At 64.0% G+C, this 14,388-nt stretch carries 15 protein-coding genes; 5 read left to right on the forward strand and 10 right to left on the reverse strand.

Annotated features, from left to right (window positions below):
• Positions 1-103 precede the first annotated feature (103 nt).
• From MUO32_RS14820 to MUO32_RS14835, 4 genes are all read left to right on the forward strand, one after another.
• The gene (locus MUO32_RS14820) at positions 104-1,108 is read left to right on the forward strand and encodes an Ldh family oxidoreductase (protein ID WP_257949090.1); all 1,005 of its coding nucleotides are present in this window, start codon (positions 104-106) and stop codon (positions 1,106-1,108) included.
• 16 nt (positions 1,109-1,124) lie between these two features.
• Positions 1,125-2,042, forward strand: a complete 918-nt coding sequence (locus MUO32_RS14825) for a sugar kinase (protein ID WP_257949092.1) — start codon at positions 1,125-1,127, stop codon at positions 2,040-2,042.
• Between the two features lie 94 nt (positions 2,043-2,136).
• Positions 2,137-2,688, forward strand: coding sequence for a YbhB/YbcL family Raf kinase inhibitor-like protein (locus MUO32_RS14830; RefSeq protein ID WP_257949093.1), 552 nt, complete (start codon positions 2,137-2,139; stop codon positions 2,686-2,688).
• Between the two features lie 65 nt (positions 2,689-2,753).
• A complete protein-coding gene (locus tag MUO32_RS14835) occupies positions 2,754-3,611 on the forward strand; it encodes a helix-turn-helix domain-containing protein (protein ID WP_257949094.1) in 858 nt (285 codons plus the stop codon).
• On the opposite strand, the gene der is transcribed toward MUO32_RS14835, so the two are convergent.
• The 3 genes from der to MUO32_RS14850 form a co-directional block, all read right to left on the reverse strand.
• Positions 3,562-4,995: a ribosome biogenesis GTPase Der gene (gene der, locus MUO32_RS14840; protein WP_257949095.1), complete on the reverse strand. Its 1,434-nt coding sequence runs from the start codon at positions 4,993-4,995 to the stop codon at positions 3,562-3,564. The two genes, MUO32_RS14835 and der, sit on opposite strands and share 50 nt — an antisense overlap.
• A 38-nt stretch (positions 4,996-5,033) precedes the next feature.
• A complete protein-coding gene (locus MUO32_RS14845) occupies positions 5,034-5,705 on the reverse strand; it encodes a tetratricopeptide repeat protein (protein WP_257949096.1) in 672 nt (223 codons plus the stop codon).
• A gap of 102 nt (positions 5,706-5,807) precedes the next feature.
• Complete coding sequence (locus MUO32_RS14850) at positions 5,808-6,401, reverse strand: NnrU family protein (RefSeq protein ID WP_257949097.1); 594 nt, start codon at positions 6,399-6,401, stop codon at positions 5,808-5,810.
• Between the two features lie 141 nt (positions 6,402-6,542).
• Between MUO32_RS14850 and MUO32_RS14855 the strand changes: the two genes are divergently transcribed.
• Positions 6,543-7,544, forward strand: coding sequence for a polysaccharide deacetylase (locus MUO32_RS14855; protein ID WP_257949098.1), 1,002 nt, complete (start codon positions 6,543-6,545; stop codon positions 7,542-7,544).
• A 9-nt stretch (positions 7,545-7,553) separates the two neighbouring features.
• Here the strand turns inward: MUO32_RS14855 and sbmA are convergent, their stop codons facing one another.
• The 7 genes from sbmA to MUO32_RS14890 all read right to left on the reverse strand — a co-directional run bounded on the left by sbmA (position 7,554) and on the right by MUO32_RS14890 (position 14,383).
• On the reverse strand, positions 7,554-8,819 hold the full coding sequence (sbmA, locus tag MUO32_RS14860; protein WP_257949099.1) for a peptide antibiotic transporter SbmA: 1,266 nt from the start codon (positions 8,817-8,819) through the stop codon (positions 7,554-7,556).
• A gap of 95 nt (positions 8,820-8,914) precedes the next feature.
• A complete protein-coding gene (locus MUO32_RS14865; RefSeq protein WP_257949100.1) occupies positions 8,915-10,105 on the reverse strand; it encodes an MFS transporter in 1,191 nt (396 codons plus the stop codon).
• Positions 10,106-10,194: 89 nt separating this feature from the next.
• Positions 10,195-10,947 (reverse strand): type I methionyl aminopeptidase, encoded by a 753-nt coding sequence (gene map, locus MUO32_RS14870; protein ID WP_257949102.1) that lies wholly within the window; start codon positions 10,945-10,947, stop codon positions 10,195-10,197.
• A gap of 46 nt (positions 10,948-10,993) precedes the next feature.
• Positions 10,994-12,055, reverse strand: a complete 1,062-nt coding sequence (locus MUO32_RS14875; protein WP_257949104.1) for an LLM class flavin-dependent oxidoreductase — start codon at positions 12,053-12,055, stop codon at positions 10,994-10,996.
• A gap of 136 nt (positions 12,056-12,191) precedes the next feature.
• The gene (locus tag MUO32_RS14880) at positions 12,192-12,677 is read right to left on the reverse strand and encodes an SRPBCC family protein (protein ID WP_257949106.1); all 486 of its coding nucleotides are present in this window, start codon (positions 12,675-12,677) and stop codon (positions 12,192-12,194) included.
• A gap of 78 nt (positions 12,678-12,755) precedes the next feature.
• On the reverse strand, positions 12,756-14,012 hold the full coding sequence (locus MUO32_RS14885) for an RNA polymerase sigma factor (RefSeq protein ID WP_257949107.1): 1,257 nt from the start codon (positions 14,010-14,012) through the stop codon (positions 12,756-12,758).
• Positions 14,009-14,383 (reverse strand): YciI family protein, encoded by a 375-nt coding sequence (locus MUO32_RS14890; protein ID WP_257949108.1) that lies wholly within the window; start codon positions 14,381-14,383, stop codon positions 14,009-14,011. The genes MUO32_RS14885 and MUO32_RS14890 overlap by 4 nt, the downstream gene beginning before the upstream one ends.
• Positions 14,384-14,388: the final 5 nt, after the last annotated feature.

Consider the following 14,388-nt stretch of genomic DNA (forward strand, 5'->3'; position numbering starts at 1 on the left):
GGCCAGAGGGGCGTAAACGGCAAGTGTCCCGATTTTTCAAAGGTTGACGAAGCGACCCCGGGTCTGAATGATGCCGGCAAATTCCATAGAGAAGGTTGACCGTATGACCGATGACGTCACGCTTTCCCGCGCAGAGGCAATCGATCTGGCCAGAACAGCGCTCGTGCGCGTCGGCATGGTCGAGGGCGCGGCATCCGCGCTCGCCCGCGCGGTGGTCGATGCCGAATCGGTCGGGAAAAGCACAACAGGGTTCGCGCATCTGACGGACTATCTGCGTGGTGTCATCGACGGGCGCATCGACGGGCGAGCCGAACCGCAGATCACCTCTCCGGTGCCCGCCATCACGAAATGTGACGCCATGGGCGGCATCTCGCAGTACGGCTTCGACATTGCCTGCGAGGAACTGGCCACCAAGGCCAAGGCGCTCGGCGTTTCCATATTCACCTCGCACAACAGCTACACGACGGGAGAACTCGGCTGGTATGTCGCCCGGCTTGCAGAACAAGGCCTCGTGGCACTGGCCGCGACGAACGGGCCGGCGCTCCTGGCGGGAGCAGGCAGTACGCAGCCCGTCTACTGCACCAATCCGCTCGCATTCGCCGCCCCGCTCGAAGACGGGCGACTCGTGCTGATCGACCAGGCCTCCAGCGCCACCGCCTTCGTGAACATACGCCAGGCGGCCGCCCGCGGCGAGACGATCCCCGACAGCTGGGCACTCGACCAGGACGGCAAGCCGACCACTGATCCTTTCGCCGCCATGCAGGGGGCGCTGCTCGCCTTCGGCGGCGCGCGTGGCGCCAACATCGCCCTTATGGTGGAAGTTCTGGCCGGTGGCCTCACCGGCGCCAACTGGTCGCTCGATGCCCCGGATTTCCAGGCGGGCGATACGTCGCCGGGCGCAGGCCTCTTCGTGCTCGCGCTGGCACCGCAGTTGCTGGCGGATGATTTCCCGGCACGGCTTGCGCGACAGGTCGAACGCCTTTCGGGCGGCTACGGCGTGTATATTCCCGGTCTCGACCGCGTTGCCAGACAACGCGCGGCGGAAAGCGCCGGCATCGTCTTGCCCCGCCAACTCTTTGACAGTATTTCCTCTTTCCGGCGGAATTAGCCGGGGGGATTTCAACATGGCAGGACGACTGCTCTCGATCGGCGAGTGCATGGTGGAACTGATGCAGGCCGAGGGTGGCCTGATGCGCAAGAGTTTCGCCGGCGACACGTTCAATACCGCCTACTATGCCCGCCAATACCTGCCGGCCGAGTGGAGCGTCGATTACTGCTCCGCCGTCGGCACCGACAAGATTTCCGAGGAAATGCGCGCCTTCATCGCCGGCCATGGCGTCGGCACGGACACGATCGCCCGCATCGAGGGCCGCTCGCCGGGCCTCTACATGATCCATCTTGATCATGGCGAACGCAGCTTCTCCTACTGGCGTTCCGCTTCCGCCGCCAAACTGCTGGCGCGTGATGGCGACCGGCTGCGCGCCGCCATGGAGGCCTCCGATATCATCGTCTTTTCCGGCATCACGCTGGCCATCCTGCCGACCGAAGACGTCGACACGCTGCTTGCAGAGCTGCGCCGCGCGAAAGCCGCCGGAAAACGTGTCGTCTTCGATCCGAACATCCGCCCACGCCTCTGGGACGATGCGGCGTATATGCGCGCGACGATCACTGAAGGCGCGCGCGCTGCGAGCCTCGTCATGCCGAGTCTCGACGACGAGACCACGCATTTCGGTGATGCCTCGCTGGAGGAAACGATTGCCCGCTACCGTGCACTCGGCGTCGATGGCCTGGTGGTGAAGGATGGCGAAAAGGGCGCGACACTCGTCTTCGGCGACGAGCGCAGCCATGTGCCCTCGGCCAGGGTCGAGACGATCGTCGATACGACCAGCGCCGGCGACAGCTTCAACGGTGCCTTTCTCGCACGCCTGGCAACGGGTGGCAGTCCGCAAGAGGCCGCCCGCTTTGCCGCGAACGTCGCCGCCGCCGTCATCCAGCATCACGGCGCGCTGGTGGCGAAGGACAAACTGCCCGACGGCGATTGATCGGATCGGCACCAAAATCGAGCGCCCGCGCACCGACGCGGGCGCAGATCCATCCTAATCTTTGCCTGCCTCCTATCGAAGACAGGAAAGATCCATGCCCACACCCCATCTCTTCGCGGCCCTTGCCGCCGCCCTCTCCCTTTGCCCGCTCACCGTCAACGCCGCCGATTTTGCCGTCACCAGCGAGGCCTTCGCCTCCGGCACGGTGCAACCCGCGCAGTTCTCCGACATCATGGGCTGCACCGGCGAAAACCTCTCGCCCGATATCCACTGGTCGAACGCACCCGAGGGCACCAAGAGCTTTGTCGTCACGATCTATGACAAGGATGCACCGACGGGCTCCGGCTGGTGGCATTGGGTTGTGGTGGATCTGCCCGCAGACGCGACCTCGCTCGCGGCCGGCACAGGCCGCGGCAAGGCGGCATTGCCCGACGGCGCGCGCATGACGCCGACGGATATGGGCGAACCCGGCTTCCTCGGCGCCTGCCCGCCTGAGGGGCCCGAACATGACTATACGATCACCGTGAAGGCACTCGGCATCGACAAGCTGCCAGTGCCGGACAACGCAACGCCCGCCATGGTCGGCTTCGTCAGCAACATGAACGCGCTCGCCACAGCAACGATCTCGGCGAAGGGCAAGCGCTGACCGCAAATGCCTTGTCCGGGCCTGTCGAGAAAGGATAGGCTCGGGCGAGACAGTGGATGGACCGCATGAACATCGCCATACGCCCCGAAATCGGCGCCTCGGCCCGCATCGTACAGTACAACCGTCTGCGCTATGCCAACATCACCATCACCAGGCCCGTCCTCATTCTGGTCGAGGGCGGCACCAAGATATTGCGCCGTGGTGACGAGGAATGGGTGGTGCCGGCCGGGGGATGCGTCGCGCTTGCGCAGGGCGAGGTGTTCGACGTGATCAACGCCGCCGATGGCGCCGGCCTTTACGAAGCGCGCTGGATCGCCTTCGAGCCCGACACCGTCGCCGCCTTTGCCACCCATCCGGGTAAGGGCGTCCCGTTCGAGCGCGCCTTCATTGTCCAAGGCCCGCATCTGGGCTTCCATCGTGCTTTTGCCGACTGCACGCAGGCGATCGTCGAACCCGGCAGCATTCCCGATGAAATCGCGCGCCATCGGCTCGGCGAACTGCTGCTCTGGCTCGATCTTGCCGGCGGACGTTTCGCCGCCCCGCGGCCCGCAAGCTTCAGCGCGCGTGTGCGCGACCTCTTCACCGCCAATCCCCATGCCGCCTGGACGAGCGCGCATCTTTGCGCCTCGCTTGGTGTCAGCGAGGCGACGCTAAGGCGCAAACTGGCCGCGGAAAAGTGGTCGTTCCAGACGTTGTTGATCGATGTGCGCATGTCGATTGCCATGCAGCTTTTGCAATCCACCGACCTGTCGATGCTGCGCGTCGCCGAAGCGATCGGCTACCAATCGCAATCACGTTTTGCCGCACGGTTTCGCGCGCGCTTCGGCTTTGCACCGAGCGCGATCCGCGGGCACATCAGGCCAGATCCCGAGATCAGCGCTTCTTCTTCGCCTTCGAAGCAAACGGGTTATCCGCAGCCTTGAAGTGGATACGGATCGGTACGCCCGGCAGGTTGAAGTCGTTGCGCAGGCCGTTCGTGAGGTAGCGGATATAGGATTCCGGCAGCGCATCCGGGCGCGTACAGGATATCATGAAGCCCGGCGGACGGGCCTTCACCTGCGTCATGTATTTCAGCTTCAGGCGGCGGCCGGAAACGGCCGGTGGCGGATGCTGCGTCTGCTGCGCATCCAGCCAGCGGTTGAGCTTGGCGGTGGAGATGCGGCGGTTCCAGGTGCGGTCCGTTTCGATCACGGCCTGCATCAGCTTGTCGAGGCCACGGCCCGTCTGACCGGAGACCGGCACGGCGCGGATGCCGCGCGCCTGCGGCAGCAGGCGGTCGGTCTTTTCGCGCAGGTCGGCAAGCACCGCCTGCGGATCGTCGATGAGGTCCCACTTGTTGAAGGCGAGAACGGCGGCGCGGCCTTCGCGCAGCACGAAATCGACGATCTGCAAATCCTGCTTCTCGAAGGGGATCGTCGCATCGAATATGATGACGACGGTCTCGGCAAAGCGGATGGCGCGCAGGCCGTCGGCGACGGAAAGCTTTTCCAGCTTCTCCTGCACCCTGGCCTTGCGCCGCATGCCGGCCGTGTCGAACATTTTGATCGTGCGACCTTTCCAATCCCATTCCACAGAGATTGAATCGCGCGTGATACCGGCTTCCGGGCCGGTCAGAAGACGATCTTCACCGAGGAAACGGTTGATCAGCGTGGACTTTCCGGCATTCGGGCGGCCGACGATGGCGACGCGCAGCGGCTTCGTCTCGTCATATTCCGGCTCGTAGTCGTCGTCCTTCTCCAGGCCTTCGGCAGCGGCCTCGGCGCGCAGATCGACATCGGTGACGGCCTCGTCCTCTTCGGGATAGGCGCGCTCCTCCCCGATCGCCGCGACGATGGCATCGCGCAAATCAAGCATGCCCTGGCCGTGCTCGGCGGAGATCGCAGTCGGTTCGCCGAGGCCAAGCGTGTAGGAATCGTAGAAACCACCGTCCGAGCCGCGCGCTTCCGACTTGTTGGCGACGAGCACAACGGGCTTGCCCTTGCGGCGCAGCATGTCGGCAAGCGCGGTATCGACCGGTGTCAGGCCCGTCTTGGCATCGACCACGAAAAGCGACAGGTCCGCCTCGTCGATCGCCGCTTCCGTCTGGGCGCGCATGCGACCCTGCAGCGTCTCGGGCGCGGCCTCTTCGAGACCGGCCGTGTCGATGATGCGGAATTTCAGGTCGATCAGGCGCGCATCGCCGGGGCGGCGGTCGCGGGTGACGCCGGGCGTGTCGTCGACGAGCGCAAGCTTCTTGCCCACGAGCCTGTTGAACAGGGTGGACTTGCCGACATTGGGGCGTCCGACAATGGCGACGGTGAAGCTCATAGTGTTGTTCCGTTTCGTGACCGGCGAAAAGGCCGGCTTCAGGAGGACAGCTTGCCGCTTGCCGAAATCAGGTCAAGCAGCATCTGCGCGCGGTTGGCGACATTACGCGGGCTTTCGCTGTCGTTGATGATTGCGTCGAACCATTCCTTGGCGCGGGCATAGTCCTCGTGCTTGTAGGCGGAGAGGCCCAGAACCTCGCGGGCGGAGTGGCGCAGCGCGCTCTGCGGCGTGGCGAGCTGTTCGACTTCGGCAGAGACCTGCTCATAGGTGCCGGTATCGACCAGCAGATAGGCGGCGCGAAGGCGCGCGGCATCGCGCACCGCTTCCGGCACCGAACTGTCCTTGGCGATTGCCGAGAACGCGTTGACGGCGCCCTGTGTATCCGTCGCGGCAAGCAGCGAGGCCGAGCGCATGCGCGCAAGCACAGGATAGGCGCCAAAGCCGTCCTTCTCGAGCGCGGTGAGCGCTGCGAGCGCCTCATCGTTCTTGCCTTCGCGGGCGAGCGTCAGCGCGGCAAGGAAATTGTCGCCGGCAGCGGATGCTTCGCTGTCGCGCCAGTATTCGTAGCCTACCTTGCCGATCGTGCCGAGAACGACGAGGACGGCGGCGGCGATGAGGATGCGGCCAAAACGCTTCCAGACCAGACGCATCTGATCGGAGCGCAGTTCCTCGTTCACCTCACGGATAAAGCTGTCGTCCTGATTTACCATTCCCTGCCCGGCTCTTGCTGACGATTGGAGTTCGCGCCTTCTACCCCATTTTCACGGCGTTGTAAGGGGGCAGGCGCGAAAAGCCCGGGGATCAGGAGGCGATCAGGGCAATGGAGCGACGCCGATCACCAATTCGTGCAGCTTGAGGACGATCACCGCATAGAGCGCGAGGCCAGCAACGGCGGCAATCAGGTCGTACTTCGCCGAGACGAAAACCGGCAGCTTCGTCTCGCCCGCCGCAATGCGCTTCTTCAGCGTGATGCGCAGGATGACGGCCCAGGCGAGGATCGCCACGAACAGCAGCACCGAATAGCTCTCGCCATTCGCCAGGAGATGAGCGAGCGCCCAGATCTTGATGGCGACGAGGATCGGGAACTTCAGCTTCGTACGGATGTGGCCGGCCGGGAGGAAGCCGGCGACGAGACAGATCGAGGCGACCAGCATCAGCGTAAGCGCGATATGCGCCATGAAGGTCGGCGGCGTATAGACCGCGAACACGCCAGCCCCGCCATTCGCCCGCGCATCGACGAAGCCATAGGCGATGAGCGCGAGGCTCAGCAGCGAGAGGATGCCATGCACCGCCATCCAGCCCGGCTTGCCGAGCGCTGCGATGCCGGCATTGCGCAAGCCCGGCGCGACAGGGCGCAAGAGATGGGTGACGATGAAGAGAACGAGACCGGCGATAAGCAACGTCATGGAAATGTCCCTTGAATAAAAGCCGGCCCGATAGCCGTTTCCCTTTGGAATAGCCTTCGCGGCGCCATAATTCCAGTCCGATCAAAGGATTGCCGCATTCCGAAACGATGACAGACCCTTTGCAAATTGTCGCGGGTAGCCATGTTGTCTCGATTTCTCCTCCTCTCCCTTGCCGCAGCCCTCGCCGCGAGCCCGGTTCTTGCCAAGGACGACGCGATCGAACCGGCCAGACGCAAGCAGCTCGTCATCGTTTCGTTCGACGGCGCGCATGACAACCTGCTGTGGGAGAAGAGCCGCGCCATGGCCAGGCGCACCGGCGCGCATTTCACCTACTTCCTCTCCTGCACCTTCCTCTTTCCGAAGGCGGAGCGTGCGCAATACCAGGCCCCGCATGAAAAGCGCGGCCGCTCCAATGTCGGCTTTGCACCCGACAAGGAGGACACGATCCTGCGACTGGGTGAAATCTGGCTGGCGAAGCTGGAGGGCCACGATATCGGCAGCCATGCCTGCGGTCATTTCGATGGCGGCAAGTGGAGCGCGGAGGACTGGAAGGACGAATTCACCTTCTTCCAGCAGGCCCTGAAGACGGCGTGGCAGAATGCCGGCGTCGGCGAACGGGAACCCGCCGGCTGGCAGGACTTCGCCAGCAAGGACATCAAGGGGTTTCGAGCGCCCTATCTCTCGGCGGGCAGCGGACTGGTCAAGGCATTGGAGGCGAGCGGTTTTTCCTATGACGCCAGCCTCGTGACCAAGGGGCCGGCCATGCCCGTCGCAAGCGGAGAGATCCAGCGCTTCGGCCTGCCGCTCATTCCCGAAGGCGCGGCACAGCGTCCGGTCATCGCGATGGACTACAATCTCTATGTCCGCCATTCCAAGGGCAAGGAGAACCCGGCAAGGAGCGCCGCTTTCGAGGAGAGCACGCTTGCAGCCTATCGCGCTGCCTTCGCAAAGCAGTATGCCGGCGAGCGCATCCCGCTCCAGCTCGGCTTCCATTTCGTGGAGATGAATGCCGGCGCCTATTGGCGGGCGCTGGACACGTTCCTGACGGAGACCTGCGGCAGGAGCGATGTCGCCTGCGTGAGTTACGCCGAGGCGATCGACATTCTCGCCAAGGAAAAGAAGGCGGCCGGAGCCGCCCTCTGATTTCGAGATTTACTTCGCCAGGTCTTCGTTGCCGCCGACCTCGACGAACTGCCGGTCGATGCTTGGAAGTTCCTGGCCTTCGATCGCCGCTTCGAAGGCGCGCAGACGCTTGTGGATCGATTGCAGCTCGATGATCGTCGACCAGGAATTCACCAGGTACTGGAACGAGCTGGACACCTGGCCGAAGGCCGTCAGAATCTGCTGCAGGATACCATAGGTGATCTTGCCGCCGACGATGGTCGGCACGAGGATGAAGTAGACGAAGAGGTTGTCCGCCTGGATGTAGAACATGCGGGCGACGTTGAAATAGAGATAGTGGAAATAGAGGCGGAAATAGTTCGTCCGGACGTTGTCGAAGAGTTCGCGCACCGTCGGCGGCTGGGCGCGCGCAGCGTCGTCCTCGCCGTAGACCAGTTCCTTTCGATAGGCGGCTTCCACACGCTGGTTGCGGAACTCCAGCCCCGGCAGCTTGATGCCGACAAAGGCGAGCAGGAAAGTACCGAAGGCCGACCAGAGGATTGCCGCCCAGAACAAGGCATGCGGAATTTCACCGATAAAGGGCATCGGGCCGATATGCACGGAGAGCGCAAAAAGCACGGGCAGGAAGGCGACCAGCGTCATCACCGCGTCGATCAGGCTGACGCCGAGACCTTCCGTGATCGACGCAAAGCGCATCGTGTCTTCCTGCACACGCTGCGAGGCGCCTTCGATGTGGCGCACGCGCGTCCAGAGCGACATGTAATAGTTGTTCATCGCCGAGCGCCAGCGGAAGACATAGTGGCTGACGAAGAAGCGGGTGATCACGTAGACGAAGACGCTGATGAAAGCGATCTGGCAGAAGATCAACATCAGGTCGAAGAAGTTTTCGACCTTGACGGTGCTGTTCGGCTGGAAGGCGCCCATCAGCGTATCACCGAACGGGCGACGCCAATTGTTGATGGCGAGCGAGACCTGAACGCTGAAATAGGTCGAGAAGATGATGAAGGCCGAGCCCCAGATCGACCAGTTCGTCCACGGATGGTCCTTCGCCTTCACCTGCCAGAACACGCCGAAGATGACGGTGCAGAGCAGGAAGTAGGTGTAGAACCAGATGTTGTCAGGCGTGATGAAGTAACCGAGCCCGACTGGAGGATCCGTACCCTCGGGCAGCGGCGGCAGGCCAATCAGCGCACCGAAACTGGCGCCGACCGTGTACCACACCCCGATAGCAAACAGCGTCCAGACGACGAGAGAAGTGAAGAACAGCTTCGGCTGCGGGAAGAAGGAATGGAACAAGGCGCGAAACTTTCATTTTCTGATGGCAGCAGCGCCGCCGGTTCGCGCAGAACCTAGAGGAGTTTGCGAATGGCAACAATTGCCAAGCGCCCGGATTACCGAGATTTAATGGAAAGCCCTCCCCCCAGGACGAAGGCTACGGCGGCAAGAAGCAGGATCGTGGCGGCGGCGAGACTGGGCAGGACATAACTGCCGGTGCGTGCGGCAAGGAAGCCCGCGCCAAGTGGCCCCAGGATCTGCCCGACGCCGAAGGCGGCCGTCATCAGCGCCAGGACCTGGCGCGGGCTTTCACTCGCCAGAACCCGGCCGAGTTGCAGGCCGTAGGCCGTGATGACGATGAAGGTGAGGCCGAGCAGAGCCCCGCCGATCAGAGCCGAGGCGGGGAATGGCAGCACGACGGTGACGGCAACCCCGACCACTTCGACAAGCAGCGCCGCCAGATAGGCCGCCGCGACGCCATGGCGCCGCTCCATCGGCTTCCAGGCGATGACGGAGATCGCGGCCGATGCGCCGGTGACCAGCCAGGTGAGACATTCGAGCAGCGGGCTCTGCGCACCTTCCCGCGCGATGGCGACGATGAAGGTGGCGGTGACGACATAGCCGATGCCGAACAGGCCATAGCTCAGCGTCAGCGCCACGAGCGGCCGCGTCCAGACGATCGACGGTTCGCGCCGCCCTCCGGCATGACCTTCCGGACGGGGCAGGAGCCGGACGACGGCCGCAAGACCGATGGCACCGAGCAGCGCCCCGGCCAGCCAGTCGATGCGCCAGGTCGGAATGGCGAACGGCCCGATCAGCGACAGGAGATAGACCAGCACGGCCGAAACCGCGATGCCGCAGCCGACGCCGGAAAAATGCGCCATCTGCACACGCGGGTCACCGTGGCGCAGCCCGATGGAAAGCACGATGCCGGAGGTGAAGATCATGGCGAAGGCGCTGGCAAGCCCCGCCAGGAAGCGGACGACGGAGAGCGCGGCAACGCCCGAAAGCAGCCCCATGGCGACGAGCAGCACGACGGTGGACACCAAGGCCCCCAGGGCAATGCGCCGTTCGAGGCCCGCGGCCCAGCCATAGGCAGCAAGTACCGCACCGAGCAGATAACCCGCGAAATTGGCGGCGGCGATGATGCCGGCGTCAGCGGCGTTGAGCCCCAGGCCCGTCATCATGCCCGGCAGCACGGGCGTATAGAAGAAACGGCCGAGGCCCATGGCGACGGCCATCGCGATCGCGCCGGCCAAGGCCGCCCGGACGGGCTCGCGCGACAGAACTGGAGTGCGGTGCATCATGCCGTGACCATCGCACTGCAACATGGGCACGACAAACAAGATTAATTGATCGTCGGATCAGCGCCCGTGAAGGCTCAAGCTTGGAATGTTTAGCCCGGCAGCGTCACCACCAACGGTCCGTTGCGCGTTGCGACGACCGTATGCTCGAACTGCACCGTCGGCGCACTCGGCTCGCTGTAGAGCGTCCATTCGTCCCGGTCGCCGCTTTCCGCCCAGTTGGCGCCGAGCGACAGGAAAGGCTCGACCGTGAAGACAAGGCCATCCGTCATGCGGCGCTTTTCCTGCGGATCGGGCCAGGTGGCGATTTCCGTCGGCTCCTCGTGCAGCGAGCGGCCGACACCGTGGCTCGCCAGATTGGCGATCAGCGTGTAGCGGTTTTTTCGCGCGAATTCGCCGATGGCATTGCCGACCTGCGCCAGCGGCTTGCCGGCCTTCACTTCCTTGAGACCGACCCACAGCGCCCGTTTGCCATCCCGGCACAGCCGCTCCACGGCCGGCGTCGAGCGGCCGACGACGAAGGACGCGCCCGTATCGGCGAAGTAACCGTCGAGTACGGCGGAGACATCGATATTGACGAGATCGCCGTCCCGAATCACCCGGTCGCCCGGAATGCCATGCGCGACTTCCTCGTTGACGGAAATGCAGGTCGCGCCCGGAAACCTGTAGCAGCTTTCCGGCGCCGACTGGGCGCCCGCGGCTTCCAGCATGCGCCGGCCGATCAGGTCGAGTTCGGCCGTCGTCATACCGGGGCGCACCGCCGTCTGCATGTGCTGCAGTACATTGGCGCAAATCCGGCCGATGGCCTTCAGCCCGTTGAGGTCGTCGTCGTTCTCTAAAGTCATCGCATCTCTCTTTCGCGGGGCGTCCTATCACGCCCGCGCGCCGCTGTCAGGCGGAAGCAGGTTCGGCCTTGACCGATTGCTCCGCCAGCATCTCGCGCACGAGCGGCGCGACCCGGGTGCCGTACAACTCGATTCCGCGCAAAATTTGATCATGCGGCATAAGCCCGATCGCCATCTGCAGCAGGAAGCGATCGTTCCTGAAGATCTTCTGGTGCGCGACGATCTTCTTCGCCACCGTCTCGGGGTCGCCGAGGAACAGATGGCCGTTCGGCCCGGTTGCCTGATCGAACTGCGCCCGGCTCGTCGGTCCCCAGCCGCGCTCGCCGCCGATGCGGTTCATCACCGCGGCCTGCGGGCCGTAGAAGGCATCGGCCGCCGCTTCCGTGGTGTCAGCGATGAAGCCATGCACGTTGATGCTGGTCTTCAGCTTCGCCTCGTCCTGACCGGCGCGACGCGCGGCCTCGCGGTAGAGATCGAAGAGCGGCGCATAACGCGACGGCGTGCCGCCGATGATGGCGAGCGCCAGCGGCAGGCCATAGGCGCCGGCCCGCGCGACCGATTGCGGCGTACCGCCGACGGCGATCCAGATCGGCATCCTGCCCTGCGCCGGACGCGGATAGACGCCGAGCCCCGACAGCGGCGCGCGCATCGTGCCGTTCCAGGAAACCTTTTCCTGGTCGTTGATAGCGAGCAGCAGATCGAGTTTCTCTTCGAAAAGCGTATCGTAATCGTCCAGCGCATAGCCGAAGAGCGGGAAGGATTCGATGAAAGAGCCACGCCCCGCCATGATCTCCGCCCGGCCGCCCGAGATGAGGTCGACCGTCGAGAATTGCTGGAAGACGCGCACCGGATCATCCGACGAGAGCACGGTCACCGCGCTCGAAAGCCGGATGTTCTTCGTTCGCGCGGCGGCGGCGGCAAGCACGACGGCGGGCGCGGAAGCCGCATAGTCGGGCCGGTGATGCTCGCCGAGCCCGAAGACGTCGAGCCCCACCTGATCGGCGAGCTCGATCTCTTCGAGCAGGTTCTTCAACCGCTTCTCCCCTTCCCGCCCCTTGTCGGCAGCGTTGGGATCGACATCGGCGAATGTATAGAGACCAAGTTCCATGGGATGTTCCGGATGAGAGGATTTTCCCTCACATATGGCCGGGCTAGGCGGCTTGAAAGGCCCCCTCGGGAAACAGTGTGTTCACAGGGGCGTCTGCGCGGAACAAAACGGGGCGGTTTCCCGCCCCACAATTCGTCTAGAGTTTCGAAGCCACCTCTTCAAGCTGGCTGGCCACCTGCCCCCATCCCTCATGGAACCCCATCTTCTCATGCGCTTCGCAATCCTCCACGCTCCAGTGGCGTGCGATCGCGGTGTAGCGGGTCTTACCGTCTCCAAGGTCGTCGAAGAGGATTTCGGCGCTGAAGAAGGCCTTTTCCGTCGGCTTCCAGTCGGGGCCGAAGGCATCTGTCGTGATGATGCGCTTGTCCTTCTCCACCTTCAGGAAGACGCCGGTGGAATCCATGTGGAAACCCTCGGGACCGGTCATGACCGTGCGAAACTTGCCGCCATCGCGCGGGTCCATGTCGACGAGTTCAAGCGCATAGGGCTTGGGCATGAACCACTCCTTCAGGATTTCCGGCGTCGTCCAGGCCTTGAAGAGCTGAGCGGGCGTGGCGTTCAAGACGCGGGTCAGCACCAGTTCACGATTGTTGGCGGGCTTGATTTCGGCGGTCTCGGTCATGGTGTTCCTCCTCGTTGGAACATGGGTCGGTTCGTGGCAAGGACGGCCGGCGGGTAGACGATCCGACATCGAAACCGATTATTTTTCGGCCGCCGCCATCTCCCGCTGCATGCTGTCGAGATGCTGGCGGATATGGGCGGCCTCGGCCGGCGTGGTGGCGAGCGCAATGGCGCGGTCGAAGGCCTCATGCGCCTCGCGATAGCGGCCGAGCTGCTTGAGAAGTCCGCCGCGCAACCCATGAAAATAGAAATAGCCGGAGAGTTTTTCCGCCAGTGGCTCCACGAGCGCCAGTGCCGCCTCCGGCCCTTCCCGTTTGGCAACGGCGACCGCCCGGTTGAGCCGCACCACGGGCGACGGCTGCAGACGCTCCAGCGTCTGATAGAGCAGGTCGATCTGCAACCAGTCCGCCTCCGCGGCCGTCGTGGCACGGGCATGCAAGGCGGCTATCGCCGCCTGGATCTGGAAGGCGCCGGGCGTGCGGTGACGGATCGCCTTGTCGATCAGCACCAGTGCCTCGTCGATCAGGGCGCGATCCCACAACGAACGGTTCTGATCATCCAACAACACGATCTGGCCCTCCGCATCGAAACGGGCATCGAGGCGTGAATGCTGGAGCAAAAGCAGCGCCGTCAGCCCCATGATTTCCGATTCTGATGGAAACAGCGTCAAGAGCAGCCGCGCCAGCCGGATCGCCTCCGCGCAGAAGGGCGTATCGGCTCGATCCGGCGCGCCGGCCGAATACCCCTCGTTGAAGACGAGATAGAGCATCGCGGCAACAACCCCGAGCCGTTCGGCACGCGCCACGGCATCCGGCGTCTCGAAGGCAATGCCCGCGGCTCCCACCTTCGCCTTGGCGCGCGTGATGCGCTGCTCCATCGCCGCTTCCGAAACGAGGAAGGCTTTCGCGATCTGCTTCACCGACAGGCCGGACACGATGCGCAATGCCAGCGCGATCTGCTGTGTCGCCGGCAGGTCCGGATGGCAGCAGACGAAGAGCAGCCGCAGGATGTCGTCGCGGTAATGCGCGCCGTCCAGCCGGTCCGCCAGGTCGCTTTCCGTATCCTCCAGATCGGAGAGCACCTCCTCGGGCGGAAGCGGCTGGTGTTTTGCGCGCTTGCGCACCTGGTCTATGCCGCTGTTGCGGCCGACGAAGATGAGCCAGGCTGCCGGATCGCGCGGCGGGCCCTTTTCGGGCCAGGTCTTCAGCGCGCGAAGGCAGGCCTCCTGAAAAGCCTCCTCCGCAAGGTCGAGGTTGCGGAAGTAGCGCAGGAGCGCGCCCATGGCCTGCGGCCGCGCCGATGTCAGCGCCAGATCGATCCAGGCAAGCTCCGTCATTTTATGGGTACTCCCGGATTGAAGAACTGCAGCGGCCGGATTTCATAGGTGCCGTTCGCCGGATTGGCGGCGGAAAGCTCGCGCGCGAAGGTGATCGCCTCGTCCAGCGTTTCCGCCTCGAGCACGAAGAAGCCGAGGAATTGCTCCTTGGTTTCAGCAAACGGACCATCCATGACGATATCGTCCGTCGCGCCCTTGCGCACCGTGACTGCCGCCGTCGTGGGCATCAGCCGCGCGACGGGACCGAGCTTGCCGGCTTCGGCATAACGCTGGTTGACGGCGCCAAGATCGGCCATGACCTTGTCGTCCATCTCCTTGCTCCAGGCAGAGACTTCGCTTTCGCTATCGTAACAAAGAACGGCATACAGCATGGTGA

Source organism: Shinella sp. CPCC 101442, assembly GCF_024704725.1.
GTDB lineage: Bacteria > Pseudomonadota > Alphaproteobacteria > Rhizobiales > Rhizobiaceae > Shinella.